Source organism: Photobacterium ganghwense, from assembly GCF_003025595.1.
GTDB lineage: Bacteria > Pseudomonadota > Gammaproteobacteria > Enterobacterales > Vibrionaceae > Photobacterium > Photobacterium ganghwense.
On the sequence record NZ_PYMI01000001.1, the window covers coordinates 575,269 to 590,071 of the forward strand.

11 protein-coding genes are annotated in these 14,803 nt (G+C 53.7%); 3 read left to right on the forward strand and 8 right to left on the reverse strand.

The window, feature by feature from the left end:
• Positions 1-11: 11 nt before the first annotated feature.
• The 5 genes from kdsB to C9I92_RS02540 all read right to left on the reverse strand — a co-directional run bounded on the left by kdsB (position 12) and on the right by C9I92_RS02540 (position 6,392).
• A complete protein-coding gene (gene kdsB / locus C9I92_RS02520) occupies positions 12-761 on the reverse strand; it encodes a 3-deoxy-manno-octulosonate cytidylyltransferase (RefSeq protein ID WP_047884121.1) in 750 nt (249 codons plus the stop codon).
• Positions 761-940, reverse strand: a complete 180-nt coding sequence (locus tag C9I92_RS02525; protein ID WP_047884120.1) for a Trm112 family protein — start codon at positions 938-940, stop codon at positions 761-763. The genes kdsB and C9I92_RS02525 overlap by 1 nt, the downstream gene beginning before the upstream one ends.
• A complete protein-coding gene (gene lpxK / locus C9I92_RS02530; RefSeq protein WP_047884119.1) occupies positions 921-1,937 on the reverse strand; it encodes a tetraacyldisaccharide 4'-kinase in 1,017 nt (338 codons plus the stop codon). The genes C9I92_RS02525 and lpxK overlap by 20 nt, the downstream gene beginning before the upstream one ends.
• Positions 1,937-3,694 (reverse strand): lipid A ABC transporter ATP-binding protein/permease MsbA, encoded by a 1,758-nt coding sequence (gene msbA, locus C9I92_RS02535; protein ID WP_047884224.1) that lies wholly within the window; start codon positions 3,692-3,694, stop codon positions 1,937-1,939. Before msbA ends, lpxK begins: the two co-directional genes overlap by 1 nt.
• Before the next feature lie 166 nt (positions 3,695-3,860).
• A complete protein-coding gene (locus C9I92_RS02540) occupies positions 3,861-6,392 on the reverse strand; it encodes a DNA internalization-related competence protein ComEC/Rec2 (RefSeq protein ID WP_047884118.1) in 2,532 nt (843 codons plus the stop codon).
• A 31-nt stretch (positions 6,393-6,423) separates the two neighbouring features.
• Between C9I92_RS02540 and C9I92_RS02545 the strand changes: the two genes are divergently transcribed.
• A complete protein-coding gene (locus tag C9I92_RS02545; protein WP_047884117.1) occupies positions 6,424-6,942 on the forward strand; it encodes a DUF2062 domain-containing protein in 519 nt (172 codons plus the stop codon).
• 474 nt (positions 6,943-7,416) lie between these two features.
• On the opposite strand, the gene lolE is transcribed toward C9I92_RS02545, so the two are convergent.
• The 3 genes from lolE to lolC are packed head-to-tail and all read right to left on the reverse strand — an operon-like array spanning position 7,417 to position 10,551.
• A complete protein-coding gene (lolE, locus tag C9I92_RS02550; protein WP_047884116.1) occupies positions 7,417-8,661 on the reverse strand; it encodes a lipoprotein-releasing ABC transporter permease subunit LolE in 1,245 nt (414 codons plus the stop codon).
• A complete protein-coding gene (gene lolD, locus C9I92_RS02555) occupies positions 8,661-9,350 on the reverse strand; it encodes a lipoprotein-releasing ABC transporter ATP-binding protein LolD (RefSeq protein WP_047884115.1) in 690 nt (229 codons plus the stop codon). Before lolD ends, lolE begins: the two co-directional genes overlap by 1 nt.
• Positions 9,343-10,551, reverse strand: coding sequence for a lipoprotein-releasing ABC transporter permease subunit LolC (gene lolC / locus C9I92_RS02560; protein ID WP_047884223.1), 1,209 nt, complete (start codon positions 10,549-10,551; stop codon positions 9,343-9,345). Before lolC ends, lolD begins: the two co-directional genes overlap by 8 nt.
• Before the next feature lie 191 nt (positions 10,552-10,742).
• Here lolC and C9I92_RS02565 point away from each other — a divergent pair, with 191 nt between their 5' ends.
• Together C9I92_RS02565 and mfd are read left to right on the forward strand one after the other, a co-directional pair.
• Positions 10,743-11,315 carry a hypothetical protein gene (locus tag C9I92_RS02565; protein ID WP_047884114.1) on the forward strand — a complete coding sequence of 191 codons (573 nt, stop codon included), beginning with the start codon at positions 10,743-10,745 and terminating at the stop codon, positions 11,313-11,315.
• A gap of 5 nt (positions 11,316-11,320) precedes the next feature.
• The gene (mfd, locus tag C9I92_RS02570) at positions 11,321-14,776 is read left to right on the forward strand and encodes a transcription-repair coupling factor (protein WP_047884222.1); all 3,456 of its coding nucleotides are present in this window, start codon (positions 11,321-11,323) and stop codon (positions 14,774-14,776) included.
• The last annotated feature ends 27 nt before the right edge of the window (positions 14,777-14,803 follow it).

A 14,803-nucleotide genomic window follows, 5' to 3' on the forward strand; every position in this document is an offset into this window, starting at 1 on the left:
TTCAGGTCGGTTCAGCCACCAACCAGAGCGCGGACTTTGTCCAGGTCTTCCGGCGTGTCAACACCCGCCGGCGGCACATCAATGGCCACATCGACATGGATCTTTTCGCCGTACCAAAGCACACGAAGCTGCTCCAGCGCCTCAATTTTTTCCAGCGCGCTCGGCTCCCATTCGATGTAGGTTTTGATAAAACCGGCACGGTATGCATAAATCCCGATATGACGCATCAGGTTATGGTGGATTTCCTGCGGGCGCTTAGCGAAATTGTCACGATCCCATGGAATAGAGGCCCGGCTGAAATACAGCGCATAACCGTCTTTGTCCGTCACGACTTTCACCGCATTCGGGTTAAAAACCTCGTCCGCATGATCAATTTCCACCGCCAGCGTTGCCATTGGAGCCTTGCTCTGCTCCAGGTTGACCGCGACCTGACGAATAATGGTTTCCGGGATCAGTGGCTCATCACCCTGTACGTTCACCACAATGTGATCATCCGCCAGGCCATATTGCTCAACCACTTCTGCCAGACGCTCGGTGCCCGATTCATGGTCCGGACGAGTCATACAGACCTCGCCGCCAAACCCGCGCACCGCCTCTGCAATGCGATCGTCGTCTGTCGCGACAATCACCTGATCCGCACCGGCTTTACTGGCCTGCTCATAAACCCATTGAATCATAGGCTTACCAGCAATATCTGCCAGCGGTTTGCCCGGCAGGCGCGAGGACTGGTAGCGGGCAGGAATAATTACCGTAAAGGCCATTATTTCACCTCGTCAGAACTCAGCGTACGAGCTTCCGGTTCAAGAAGTACCGGAATACCGTCTTTAATCGAATAAGCCAAGCGATCAAACTTACAGATCAGCTCATTTTTGTCTTTATCGTAATTCAGCTTCCCTTTGCATACCGGGCAAGCAACGATTTCAAGCAGACGATGATCCATATTCTTCCTTTACCTTCATAATCCGGTTAATTAAACCCTCAGCCTGTTCTTCAGGAAGTACCGCATCCACAGGCAAGTACCACCAATCAGACTGAGCGAAAGAGTGGCATTTCACCGCATCTTTCTCTGTCATCACTAAATGCTGCCCTTGTTGGGCGAGCTGTTGTAATTCTTGTTCACTGAATGCCTGATGGTCGGCAAACGGCTGACAGTGAACCGGGAACACGCCCAATTCCTGTAACGTATTAAAAAAGCGCGGCGGATGACCAATACCGGCCATTGCGACCAGATCGCCTTGCAGGCTGGTTACCTCGCACCGTTCACCACTCACCAGATTCACCAGTGATGCCGGTGCCAGTTGCATCGGAATTTCGCCAGGCTGCGGCTTTCCGCCATTGCAGATCAGAAAATCCACTTCTCTGAGCCGGTCACAACTTTCGCGCAACGGCCCCAGCGGGATCAGCTGTTCATTGCCAAATCGCCGCTGGCCATCAATCACCACAATCTCAATATCACGCGCCAGGGCGTAATGTTGCAGGCCATCATCCGTAATGATGACGTCTACTTCCGGCTCCAGTAATGTCACGGCTTCGGCCCGTTTCGGCGAAACCGCAACCGGAACACCGGTACGACGATAGATAAGCACCGGTTCATCCCCGGCTTCGGCCGTTGTACTGTCAGGCGTTACCCGATACGGGTAATACGGTGCTTTCGCCCCATAACCCCGGGACACCACGCCGGGGTTTAGCCCGGCGGCTTTCAGTTGTTCTACCAGCCAGACGACTACCGGTGTCTTACCGTTTCCGCCGGCGGTGATATTACCCACCACAACCACCGGAACCGATGCACGGTACACAGCCTTCTTGCCAGACTGATACGCCTGACGGCGGGACTGGCTAATTCGTCCGAACAGCTTGCTAAGCGGCCACAACAGCGGTTTTAACAGGCAACCGGCCGGATGTGACTCGAACCAGATTTTTTCAATCAACGAGGCCATCAGTCACCAAACTGGATACGATGCAACTGAGCGTAAGCACCGTCCTGCGCCAGCAGCTCCTGGTGAACGCCACGCTCGATAATATCACCTTCATCAACCACCAGGATCTGATCGGCATTTTCAATGGTCGACAGACGGTGGGCAATCACCACCACGGTACGGTCTTTCTGCAGCTCATCCAAGGCAGACTGGATCGCGCGCTCTGATTCGGTATCCAGAGCCGATGTGGCTTCATCCAGAATCAGAACCGGTGCATCGCGCAGCAAGGCACGGGCAATCGCGATTCGCTGACGCTGACCACCAGACAGGCTGACCCCGTTTTCGCCAATCACGGTATCCAGGCCATGTTCCATGTTGTTGATAAAGTCCATCGCATGGGCCAGCTCTGCCGCTTTTTCAATATCAGCGCGGCTGTATTGCTCACCGCTGGCGTACGCAATGTTGTTGGCAATGGTGTCGTTGAACAGGTGCACATTCTGCGACACAACCGCCACCTGCTCACGCAGGTTAGCCAGCTTGTAATCACAAATATTGCGGCCATCCAGAGTGATCTCACCGGAGTCAATGTCGTAGAAGCGGGTCAGCAGGTTGGCAATGGTACTTTTCCCTGAACCCGAACGACCGACCAGCGCCAGTGTTTTACCGGCTGGCAGGTCAAAGCTGATATTACGCAGTGCCGGGGTATCTTTGGTCGGATAAGTAAAGGTGACATTTTTCACCTGGATGTCGCCTTTGACACGCTTCGTTTCAAAAGTCCCTGTGTCTTTTTCCGCTTCCAGCTCCATCAGGCCAAACAGTGTCTGACACGCTGCCATACCACGCTGGAACTGTGAGGTGACGTTCGTCAGGGCTTTAAGTGGGCGCATCAGACCAAACATCGAACCGAAAATCAGGGCGAAGGTACCTGGTGTCAGCGACTCACGCAGACTCTCGGTATTAGCAAGAATCAGAACCACGACCAGTGCCAGAGAAGCAATCACCTGAATCACCGGGTTAGCAATCGCCTGTGCCGACACCAGTTTCATGGTCTGCTGGCGCATGCGGTTGCTGACTTTTTCAAAGCGCTCCTGCTCTACCTGCTGACCACCGTAACTCAGCACCACTTTGTGGCCCTTGAGCATCTGCTCGGCAGACGAGGTAACAGACCCCATCGCATCCTGCATATTCTTCGAAATACGACGGAAACGCTTGGAAACGACGCGAATACTGAACGCAACGACCGGCGCAATAATGAGCAGGATCGATGACAACTGCCAGCTGTTGTAAAACATGATAGCCATCAGCGCGATAATGGTCGCGCCTTCACGTACCAGACTGACTAGCGCACCACTGGTGGCTGAAGCGACCTGCTCTGAGTCATAGGTAATTCGCGACAGCAGCTTACCGGCCGATTCTTTGTCAAAAAAGCTGACCGGCATTTTCATGAAGTGGTTAAACATCTGACGGCGCATAGCCATGACGACATTGCCGGAAACCCATGCCAGGCAGTACGTCGATACAAAACCGCTGACGCCGCGCAAAATCATCAGGCCCAACAAGTAAATCGGCATCATGGCCAGGAAATTAGATTCAAGGCTGCCCAGCCCACCGAAACTTTCGTCCATCAGCGGCTTAATCATGGAAAGCATCAGCGCGTCGCTGGCTGCATTGAGGATCAGGGCGACAACGGCAACGGCCAGTCCGGTTTTGTACAGACTGATAGAGGGCCACAGTTGCTTAAACGTTTCCCAAGTGGATTGGTCTTTGGGTTGAATCATGGAAACCATATTTTTTTGAAGTCAATTCCCGACATTCTACTCGCTTACTGCGCGTGGACCAAATAAGTTAACAATTCTCATCACGAAACCGGTTGTTTTTCAAACAAAGCGGTTTATACCGCCAGTGAATTACAGCAAACCATCATGTCAGCGCTAAACGCTTTTCTTAGTTCTCTACGCTGCTGTCTACCGGGCTGACTATCTGGTTCTCAGGACGAAACCAGGCCGCTTTGCGATCCTGTCGGTACCTTTCAACCTTGATACCATCAGCGGACATGGTCAATGTCACTTGTCCGGTCTCTGCCGTCGACAACCAGGGAATCCCCTGCGCCAGATATCGCTGCCGGATACTTGCGGAGGGTAACTGCCAGGGATTGAATCGAGCAACAGACACCAAAGCATACTCCGGTGACATGGCTGACAACCAGGTAGCAGTCGAAGACGTTTGGCTGCCGTGATGTGGCACCAGCAAGATATCCGGCTGGAGATCAGGCTCCAGACGCGTCAGTAACAACTCTGATATCGCATCAATGTCACCGGTCAGCAACACCGTCACTGGAGCTCGATCACCGTTGAACCCTGTAGGGTCAGTGATTGCAACCACGCAAGAGTGCGGATTGGCCGCGCGTGCGACCTGTTTAGGTGGCCACACAGCACGAAATATTAGTCCCTGCCACTGCCATTGCTGCCCCCGTACACACGGCATAAACCCCGGGCGAACATCACTGCTGCGCCGCCACACCGGCTTAAACCGTTCGATCACATAGTCGGTGCCCCCGGCGTGATCACTGTCGGCATGGCTGAGAATAAGCCCGTCCAGCTGAAATATCCCGCGCCGATGCAGCACAGGTTCAATCACTGAACTGGCAATACTCCCCTGTGGCCAACGGTTGCCTGTGTCATAAAGCACCGCGCGACCATTACGCTCGATCACAACCGCCAGGCCGTGTCCGACATCCAGCAGGTCCACGGTCCAGGGCATGGGCGTTGACTGCTGTTGTCGTTCAATTGACATCGGCTGTTCCACCAACAGCCCTGCCGACTGTTGAACCTCAAACGGAGTGAATAACTCAGGTACGAATGGCAAGCGCGCCGCATTCCCCCACAGCAAGACAAGCAACACCCCAGATAGCAGCAACGCTGGGAAGCGCTTCCACGGCAACAACCAGAATGCGATGACCAACGCAGTAACGCCGATAATCACCGGTCCGCCGTTCAGACTGATAGGCCACCAGGTTCCCTGACTGAAACGGGCAATAAACAGTGCCAGTTCCAGACTCCGGTCAGCCAGCATCCACAGCCATGCTGCTCCCGCTGGCCAGAACGACAGTAATAATGCCAACAAAACCAGTGGCACTGTCACCATGCTTACCCAAGGCACCACCAGAAAGTTGACTAATGGCGCCAGTGGAGCAAAGCCACCAAACCCGACCCACTGAACCGGCAACATCAGACACAACAACGCCGCCTGCATCAGTGCAAGGCTGACGAGTTTTTCACGCCATTGCTGCCACCCGGTTTGTCCGGCGCGTTGCTGGGGTCGGATTCCGCTGGCGGCGGCCAGTAAAATCACCAGCACCGCGATAAATGATAACCAAAAGCCCATGGCATAACTGGCCAACGGATTGATTGCCAGACTAACCGCAAACACCACCAGCAAAATATGCCAGCCAGACCATACAATAGCCTGGCGCAACAATAGCAAAACCATACTGCTCATCAGCAATGCGCGAACCGTGGGATGGCTGAATCCGGCCAGCCACGCATATAACAGCCCGGCGAGCAGACCCAGCCAGATTGGCAACCACTGCCAGGCAGCATGGTCCGGCAACACGCCGCGCAGCCGTCGTCCAATGCCCCAGCCGCACAGCACCGCCAGACCAATATGCAAACCAGAGATCGCCATCAGGTGCGCCAGCCCGCTATCTCTCAGCAGTGCCCACTCCGAATCCCCGAGCAAATCCCGATAACCAAAACTCAATGCCAGCAAATAGGGCTGATACTCCAGCACTTGAGTGCGCTCCAACGCCTGTTCAAAGGCCAATTGCCGCCACCGAGCCAGAGTATCTGTATTATCTTTAAGGCGATGGCCGCCAACAACGATGCCGGTTCCGTGAATGCCCTGACCAACAAAGTGACGTTCTTTATCATAACCCGCACTGTTTACCCGCCCGGCAGGTGGCCGGAGGCGAACTTCCAGTTGCCACAATTCACCAGGCCGCAATTCGGGAAGTGGTTCAACCAATGTTTCTGCAACCGGCCAGCGTAGTTGCAGGCGCAGCGTCTTAGGCTGATACACTGCACTATCATGCACAGGCCGTGTTGGTGACGGCTCAGCGACGGGTGCCGTGCTCGCTGGATTCAGCGTAAAATCAGGGTTATGACGCCATGTTTCAGACGAAACAAATTCGAACACTGTATTGTTTTTACGAACATTTAAAAGGCTGCGAACTTCACCAACTATGATAATATTCCCAGCCTCTACAGCGGCAAATTGAACTTTCTTGAGGTAGCTGGTGGCGGAAACATTCGCCAAAAGTGCACCGAATGCGACATAGATCAAAAGATTCAGTCGAAAATAGGCACACACTAGCCCGCCTATCAGACACAGTGTCATAGTTGCATGGTAACTTGGCAATGCTGGCCAGAAATGCAACGAAAGAAGTCCGATTGCCATAGCGGCTGCGCCTTGCAACATATCAAGTCAGCCTTGGAAAAAAAGAACGACAATGCCCAGACAAGTAATCAAACGAATGATGCCGAGCCATGAGGTGATTAAGCGGCAAAAAGCGCTGAAAATCTTTGGCAACGTGCTCTATAACCCTAACCTGTGGTGTCTGAACCGCCGCTCGGCCTCTGGGGCCTTTGCTGTCGGTTTGTTTATGGCATTTGTTCCTCTTCCCAGTCAGATGATTATGGCTGCAGGCCTGGCTATCCTTTTTAGCGTTAACCTCCCTTTGTCGGTCTGTCTTGTATGGGTGAGTAACCCGATAACCATGCCGGTTCTGTTCTACGGCGCTTACAAAATTGGCGCCTGGCTGCTGAATACCCCCCATCAGTCGTTCCATTTTGAACTGTCGTGGGATTTCCTGATGAGTCAGATGAACCAGATTGGACCTCCTTTCCTGCTCGGTTGCATGATTTGCGGCGTAGGATGTGCGTTGGTTGGTTACTTCGGCATTCGTGGCTTGTGGCGTTACTCGGTAGTGCGCAGCTGGCAGAAACGTAAATTCCGGGTATTGCGTTAAAAACGCCCGATTAAAACTGTACAAGCGATATGTGCAAATAAAAAAACCTCGCCGATGCGAGGTTTTTTTATGCTGCGCGCCATGATCAAATCAATGCTTTCCCGACCAGCTGATTCATCACCGGAATCCACACTACGAAAAACCGGTCAGCCGCACTGGCATTCACGAAATTTTGCATGGCGGCTCTCACTTTCTTTGATGCTCTCAGTACTCTCCACAGATAACTGATTTCAGCCTACGCGTCTGGTTACGGTTCACGTTGCTGATTTTAATGAGTAGCTCTAGTCTGAACAGACTGAGAATACAAAACAACAAGGCCGGACTGCTACCAGTCCGGCCTTGGTTAATCGAGCCGAGAAAGAAATCAGCTCATGCCTTTTAGAGGCAATGTCAGCTGAATCACATCCAGCGCCATCAATGACAGCACCATCAATTCAATGCCATCATTAACAGATAGCCACTCCAGGTTTTCGCTTACTTCGCACTCAGTACTGTGGCCGGGTGCAGGCGGCTTGCCCGTCGCGCGGGATACCAGGTAGCCATAAAACTCAGTGCTACCGCCGTTAGGGTTACCAGCATGACATCAGAGAACGCCAGCTGAGTTGGCAGAAAGTCGACGAAATAGATATCGCCTGACAGGAACTGGTGGCCAATTATCCCTTCCAGCTGCCTGACCATTGCTGTGAGATTAACCGCCACCAGCGATCCCAACACCGAACCAGCGAGACTGCCGACCACTCCGGACAGAATACCGTGCCAGACAAAAATCGAGCGCACCAGACGATCATTCGCCCCCATGGTACGTAAAATCGCAATATCTGCCGCCCGGTCTTTTACTGCCATCATCAGTGTTGACACTATGTTAAAACACGCCACCCCGATCACCAGTACCATCACCAGATACATAATGGTGCGTACCATCTGAATATCGCGGTACAGATAACCGTATTTCTGATTCCAGCTTTTCAGGTACACATACACCGGCAGGGTGTAGCCCACTTCCCGCACAATGTGCTGGGCATCCAACACCTCATCGACGTTCAGCTCAATCCCGGTGATCCCGGTGCCCATTGACAGGTACTCCTGCGCATCAGCCAGTGGTACCAGCGCAAAGTTATGGTCAATCTGACCCGCCAGAGCAAGCAGTCCCGATACCTGCAGACGAATCCGGTGTGGTGCCTTCAGGCGGGCTTCCGGATCCGGATTAGGGATCATCGCCGTGATCCAGTCACCGACTTCAATCCCCAGCTTGTCTGCAACCCCCTGCCCCAGAATCACCTGCTGCTTACCGGATTCCAGACGCTCCCAGGCACCGTCTTTCACATAAGACGGCAAGGCACTGACCTTCGGTTGCATCGTCGGATCCACACCGCGCACTTCCACGGCTTTCAGACTGCTGCCTTTCTCAAGCAGCGCTGTAAACTGGATATAGGGCGCAGCAGCCGTCACCCGAGGGTGTTCTTCAACCTTGGCCAGAATCGGCTGCCAGTCAACAAACGGGGGTTTCACGGCTTCCAGCTCGCCGTGAGGGATCACAGACAGCACTCGGTTTTGCAGCTCACGCTCAAAACCGTTCATGGCCGACAGACCAATAATGATCACCGCCACGCCGACCGCGATGCCCAGCGTTGATGAAATGGAGATAAACGACACCATCCGGTTACGCTGACGAGCGCGACTGAAACGGCTGCCAATAAATAACGAAAGCGGGTTGAACATCAGGCTACCTCAACATCCACCAGTTCACCGTCCTGCATGTGCATGCAACGATCCAGCTTACCAGCTAACTCATTGTCGTGAGTCACCACCAGAAACGCTGTCCCTGATTCTTTGTTCAGACGACGCATCAAATCGTAAATTTCCAGTGCCGTTTTGTGGTCCAGATTGCCGGTTGGCTCATCCGCCAAAACCAGCGACGGCTTGTTAACCAGTGCTCGGGCAATGGCAACACGCTGGCGTTCGCCCCCGCTCAACTCGGAAGGTCGGTGTTCCAGACGGTGAGACAATCCCACCAGCTCCAGAATCTGATTAGCCTGCTCTCTGGCACTGGCTGGTGATACCCCACCAATCAACAGCGGCATGGCCACGTTTTCCACCGCGCTGAAATCTGCCAGCAAGTGATGGAACTGGTACACAAAGCCGATTTCCTGATTTCGCAGCTTGGCTTGCTTGTTGGCGCTCAGCGTATTGAGCTGCTGCCCTTTAAAATACACATCGCCTGCACTGGGTTCATCCAGCGCGCCCAACAGATGAAGCAGCGTACTTTTACCGGAACCCGACGCACCGACAATGCCGACAAGCTCCCCAGCTTTCAGAGTAAATCCGACGCCTTTCAGTACTTCGGTTTCCAGCTGGGCTTCACGGTAGACCTTACGAAGATCCTGACAAACTAATAACGGATTACTCATAACGAAGTGCCTCAGCAGGACGTACCAATGCCGCCCGGTAAGAAGGAAAAACAGTTGCCAGCAGACTCAGCAGAATAGCACCGACAATCACAACAAGAATTTGTAAAGGTTCGATCACCACTGGCAGATGGCCGCCGGTAGTGATGAAGTTGACCCCGAAGAAGGACATCAGGGTATTGAGGTTAGATGCCAGCAGTGTGCCCAGAATACCGCCAAACATCGCGCCAATGACACCGCTGCTGGCGCCCTGAACCATAAAGACCATCAGAACCTGATTGCTGGTCATGCCCTGGGTTTTCAGAATGGCCACTTCGGCCTGCTTCTCCATGACTACCATAATCAGCGCAGAGATGATGTTAAACGCCGCAACCCCGATGATCAGCCCCAGCATCAGTCCCATCATGTTCTTTTCCATTTTAACGGCCTGAAACAGCTCACCGCGTTGCTCGCGCCAGTCAGACCACTGCAGGTCATCCGGCAGCGCACGGGTCGCCAGTTCAGACACCACAAACGGGTCATCAACAAACAAGCGCCAGCCGCTAATCTCGCCCGGCTTCAGCCGTAACAAACGTCCAGCATCATCAATGTGCGTCAGCACCATCTGGTTATCGACGTCGGAGCCGGTATTGTAAACCCCGGCAACCTCGAAATTACGTTGGCTCGGAATACGGCCCAGTGGCGTATACTGGCTGGCACTGGTCACCATCAGGCGCACTTTGTCACCGACATCAACGCCGAGCTGCATGGCAAGCCCCTGCCCCAGAATCACCTTGTAGCTGCCGGATTCCAGCTCAGCCAGATCACCCCGCACCACGTAATAACTAATCGGCTCGAAGCCTTTCGGATCGACACCCAGCACCATACCTGCAGCCAGCGAACGGGCACTTTGCAGCACCGCTTCACTGCGGGTCAGAGGCGTAACCACACCGACATGCGGTATCGTCGTCAGGGCTTCGGGAGGCTGTGCGGTCCGGGTCAGGTGGCCAGCCGGTGACGATATCACCGCCTGCGGCATCACACCCAGAATGCGCTCTTTGAGCTGCTGCTCAAAACCATTCATCACAGAAAGCACGGTCACCAATGACAGGACACCTATCGTGATGCCTGCGGTAGACATATAGGATACAAACCGACTGAAACGATCGCCTGAGCGACCCCGGAGATAGCGCAATCCTATAAAAAACGAAACGGGATGAAACATATGAGTAAAGAAGAAACCATCCGGAATAATACTGCCAGCAAGCATACCTGTTGCAGCGCATGATTACCAACGAAGCGGGTAAAACTAATGTAAAAACAGGAGCTAAAAACGCCACTCTCTCAGAAGCTGACTTGCCCCAGACCGGCAGCTAAGTGATAATCGAAGAATAGTTAATGAAATGCGAGTGCGACATGAACCAGGACGAATATTTTTCAGTCCATGCAGGGTTAACCATTAATGTAGAGCCCCTGTCCCCCAATGAGGCGGTACCGGACGAAACACACTTTCCGCAGGAAATCCCGCCACTGTTTCGTGTCGCCAGTGAATGCAGCGGATTAGACGATAACCTTGATCGCACGCTGTCGCAGTTTAATAAAGAGCAGTATCAAGCACTGACCCAGTACCTGGCCGCCCAAAACAGCAAAATCAACCTGCTCCTGTTGTACGTACTGTCGCAGCAGAATGACCCGGCATTTCGCTACACCACCACGACCTTCGGGGCCAGCCGTCTGTCTTATTCCTCCGCCCAGCCTTTAACACCGGGTCAGGCTGTTCGCCTTAAACTATTTTTGGAACAACCGGCAGCGGCCGTCTATGCCTATGCTGAAGTCTGTGAATGCCAAGCTCTGGATCAGCAGTATGATATCTCGCTGCGCTATACGCGCCTTCAGGAAGAAGACCGCGATCTGCTGATACGGGCAGCCCTGTATTTCCAACAAAAAATTCTGCGCCAGCGCGCGCAACAGCGCTCAGATAATTCGTAATCATGATGAAATCACAATCCATACTGTCATTACCTTTACCCGCTCAGCCCGGCGATAACCGTTACATCGGCAATGTTTCCGGCGCCGCACTGGCTCTGTCAGTCGCAGAGCTGACTCAGGATCACCGTGGTGCTATTCTGGCCGTAGTACCAGATACCCAGACTGCCTTGCGGCTTCAGCCGGAAATCAGCCAGTTTACCCACGCGGAGGTCAGCGTATTCCCGGACTGGGAGACCCTGCCATACGATAACTTCTCGCCGCATCAGGACATTATTTCCGACCGGCTGTCACGCCTGTATGCCCTGCCCACCCAGAAATCAGGGGTGGTACTGGTGCCAATCAGCACCCTGCTGCAGCGTCTGACACCTCAGTCTTTCATACGTCAGCATGCACTGATGGTATCGAAAGGCGATCGGTTATCACTCGAAAAACTGCGTCTGCAACTGGAAACGTCCGGTTACCGCCATGTGGATCAGGTGATGGAACACGGCGAATACGCCAGCCGTGGTTCCTTGCTGGATCTGTTCCCTATGGGCAGTGACCAGCCTTACCGGATTGATTTCTTCGATGATGAAGTGGACTCGATCCGTCAGTTCGAACCGGAAACCCAGCGTTCAACCGGTGAAATTGAGCAGATTCGTCTGTTACCTGCACACGAATTCCCGACTGACGAGTTGGCAATCGAAAACTTCCGGATGCGCTGGCGCGAACGATTTGAAGCTCGCCGTGAGCCCGAATCGATCTACCAGCAAGTCAGCAAACGAACCTGGCCGGCCGGTATCGAGTACTGGCAACCCCTGTTTTTTGACCAGACCGAAACCTTGTTTGACTACCTGCCGGACAACAGCCTGCTGATCACTATCGGTGAACTGGAGCCTGCAGTTGACCAGTTTCTCAAAGATGCCGAGTACCGCTACGATCAGCGCCGGGTCGACCCACTGCGCCCGCTTCTGCCGCCGAGTGAACTGTGGCTGGCAAAAGACGAGCTGTTTGCCAAGTTTAAAACGCTACCGCAAATCCGCTTCCGCCGTGACGCGGAGCCGGAAAAAGCCGGTCGGTTTAACCCGGCACTGCGCCCGGTTCCAGCCCTGACAATCAACCACCAGTTGAAAGAGCCACTGGCAGAGTTACGCCGATTTATTGAAAGCTTTACCGGCAAAATTATTTTCTCCGTGGCCTCAGAAGGTCGACGCGAGGCCCTGCTGGATCTGCTGGCACGCATCAAACTCCGGCCAATGGTGTGCTCATCTCTGAGCGAAGCTATTGAGGCTCCCGGCCAGTTCAGCCTGATCATTGGCGCTGCCGAACAAGGCTTTATCCTGGATGAGCCGTCTGTGGCGTTAATCTGCGAAAGCGATCTGCTGGGCGAACGTGTCGTACAGAAACGCCGCCGGGAAGATAAAAAGATCGTCAACACTGACACCATTATCCGTAACCTGGCTGAGCTGCAAATCGGCCAGCCGGTGGTACATATCGATCACGGCATCGGCCGTTATCAGGGCCTGCAAACCCTGGAAGCCGGAGGGATCACCACTGAATACGTCACCCTTGAATACCAGGGCGGGGCAAAACTGTATGTACCCGTAGCATCACTGCACTTGATCAGCCGCTACTCCGGTGGGGCCGAAGAAAGTGCGCCGATTCACAAACTGGGGGGTGAAGCCTGGGCCAAAGCGCGTAAGAAAGCCGCTGAAAAAGTCCGAGATGTGGCGGCAGAGCTACTGGATGTTTACGCCAAGCGCGAGCTCAAACCCGGCTTTAAATTCAAACTGGATCGGGAAGCATACGCAGACTTCTGCACCGGATTCCCGTTCGAAGAAACCCATGATCAGGCGCTGGCCATTAACGCGGTTTTGTCTGATATGTGCCAGGCCAAAGCCATGGATCGTCTGGTGTGTGGTGATGTGGGCTTTGGTAAAACCGAAGTGGCCATGCGTGCGGCTTTTGTGGCTGTTGATAACAGCAAGCAGGTCACGGTTCTGGTTCCGACCACCTTGCTGGCACAGCAGCACTTTGAAAACTTCCGCGATCGCTTCGCGAATACCCCGGTTCGGGTCGAAGTCTTGTCACGGTTTAAAACCGCGAAAGAACAGAAGCAGATCCTGGCTGACGTGGCCGAAGGCAAAATTGATATCCTGATTGGTACCCATAAGCTACTTAATGCCGAAGTGCGTTACCACGATCTCGGCCTGTTGATCGTCGATGAAGAGCACCGTTTCGGGGTTCGCCAGAAAGAGAAACTGAAAGCGCTGCGGGCCGATGTCGACATTCTGACCCTTACGGCTACGCCAATTCCGCGTACCCTGAATATGGCCATGAGCGGCATGCGGGATCTGTCAATCATCGCCACTCCGCCCGCCCGTCGTCTGGCAATTAAGACCTTTGTTCGTGAAAAAGACGAAACGCTGGTTCGTGAAGCAGTGTTGCGTGAGGTAATGCGCGGTGGTCAGGTTTACTTCCTGCATAACGACGTTGATTCTATTGAAAAAACAACCGAAGAGCTGAGCCAGCTGATCCCCGAAGCGCGCATCACTTTCGCTCATGGCCAGATGCGCGAGCGTGAGCTGGAAAAAATCATGAGTGATTTTTACCACCAGCGCTATAACCTGCTGGTGTGTACCACCATTATTGAAACCGGTATCGACGTTCCGACAGCCAACACTATTATCATAAACCGGGCAGATCACCTGGGTCTGGCACAGCTCCACCAGCTGCGCGGACGTGTCGGCCGTTCTCACCATCAGGCCTATGCTTACCTGTTAACACCGCATCCGAAGCGAATGACCAAAGATGCCGTCAAACGCCTTGATGCCATCGCTTCGCTGGAAGATCTGGGCGCGGGCTTCACGCTGGCGACCCACGATCTGGAGATTCGTGGTGCCGGCGAACTGCTGGGCGACGAACAAAGCGGTCAGATCCAGTCGGTCGGCTTTACCTTGTTTATGGAGATGCTGGAGCAAGCTGTCGAAGCCCTGAAAGAGGGTAAAGAGCCATCGCTTGATGACTTGCTGCGCCAGCAAACGGAAATCGAGCTGCGCCTGCCCGCCTTGCTGCCGGATGACTTTATCCCGGATATCAATACGCGTCTGTCGTTGTACAAGCGTATTGCCAGCGCCGACAGTATCGAGCAGCTCGATGAATTGAAAGTTGAACTGATTGACCGCTTCGGCCTGCTGCCTGAGCCGACCAAGAACCTGCTGACCCTCAATAAACTCAAGCTCAAAGCAGCAAGTGTCGGGGTTCGCCGAATCGAGGCCGGCGAAAAAGGCGGATTTATCGAGTTCAACCCGAATGCCACGATTGATCCAGGCTTCCTGGTCAGTCTGCTGCAATCGCAGCCACAGCACTTCAGAATGGAAGGGCCGACCAAGCTAAAAGTAACGGCACCAATGAGCGACAGAAAAGACCGCATGGAGTACGTCGACGGTCTGATAACAAAACTCGCCGAAAACACAATGTAAATTTAGGCACAATTGTGCGGAGTAATC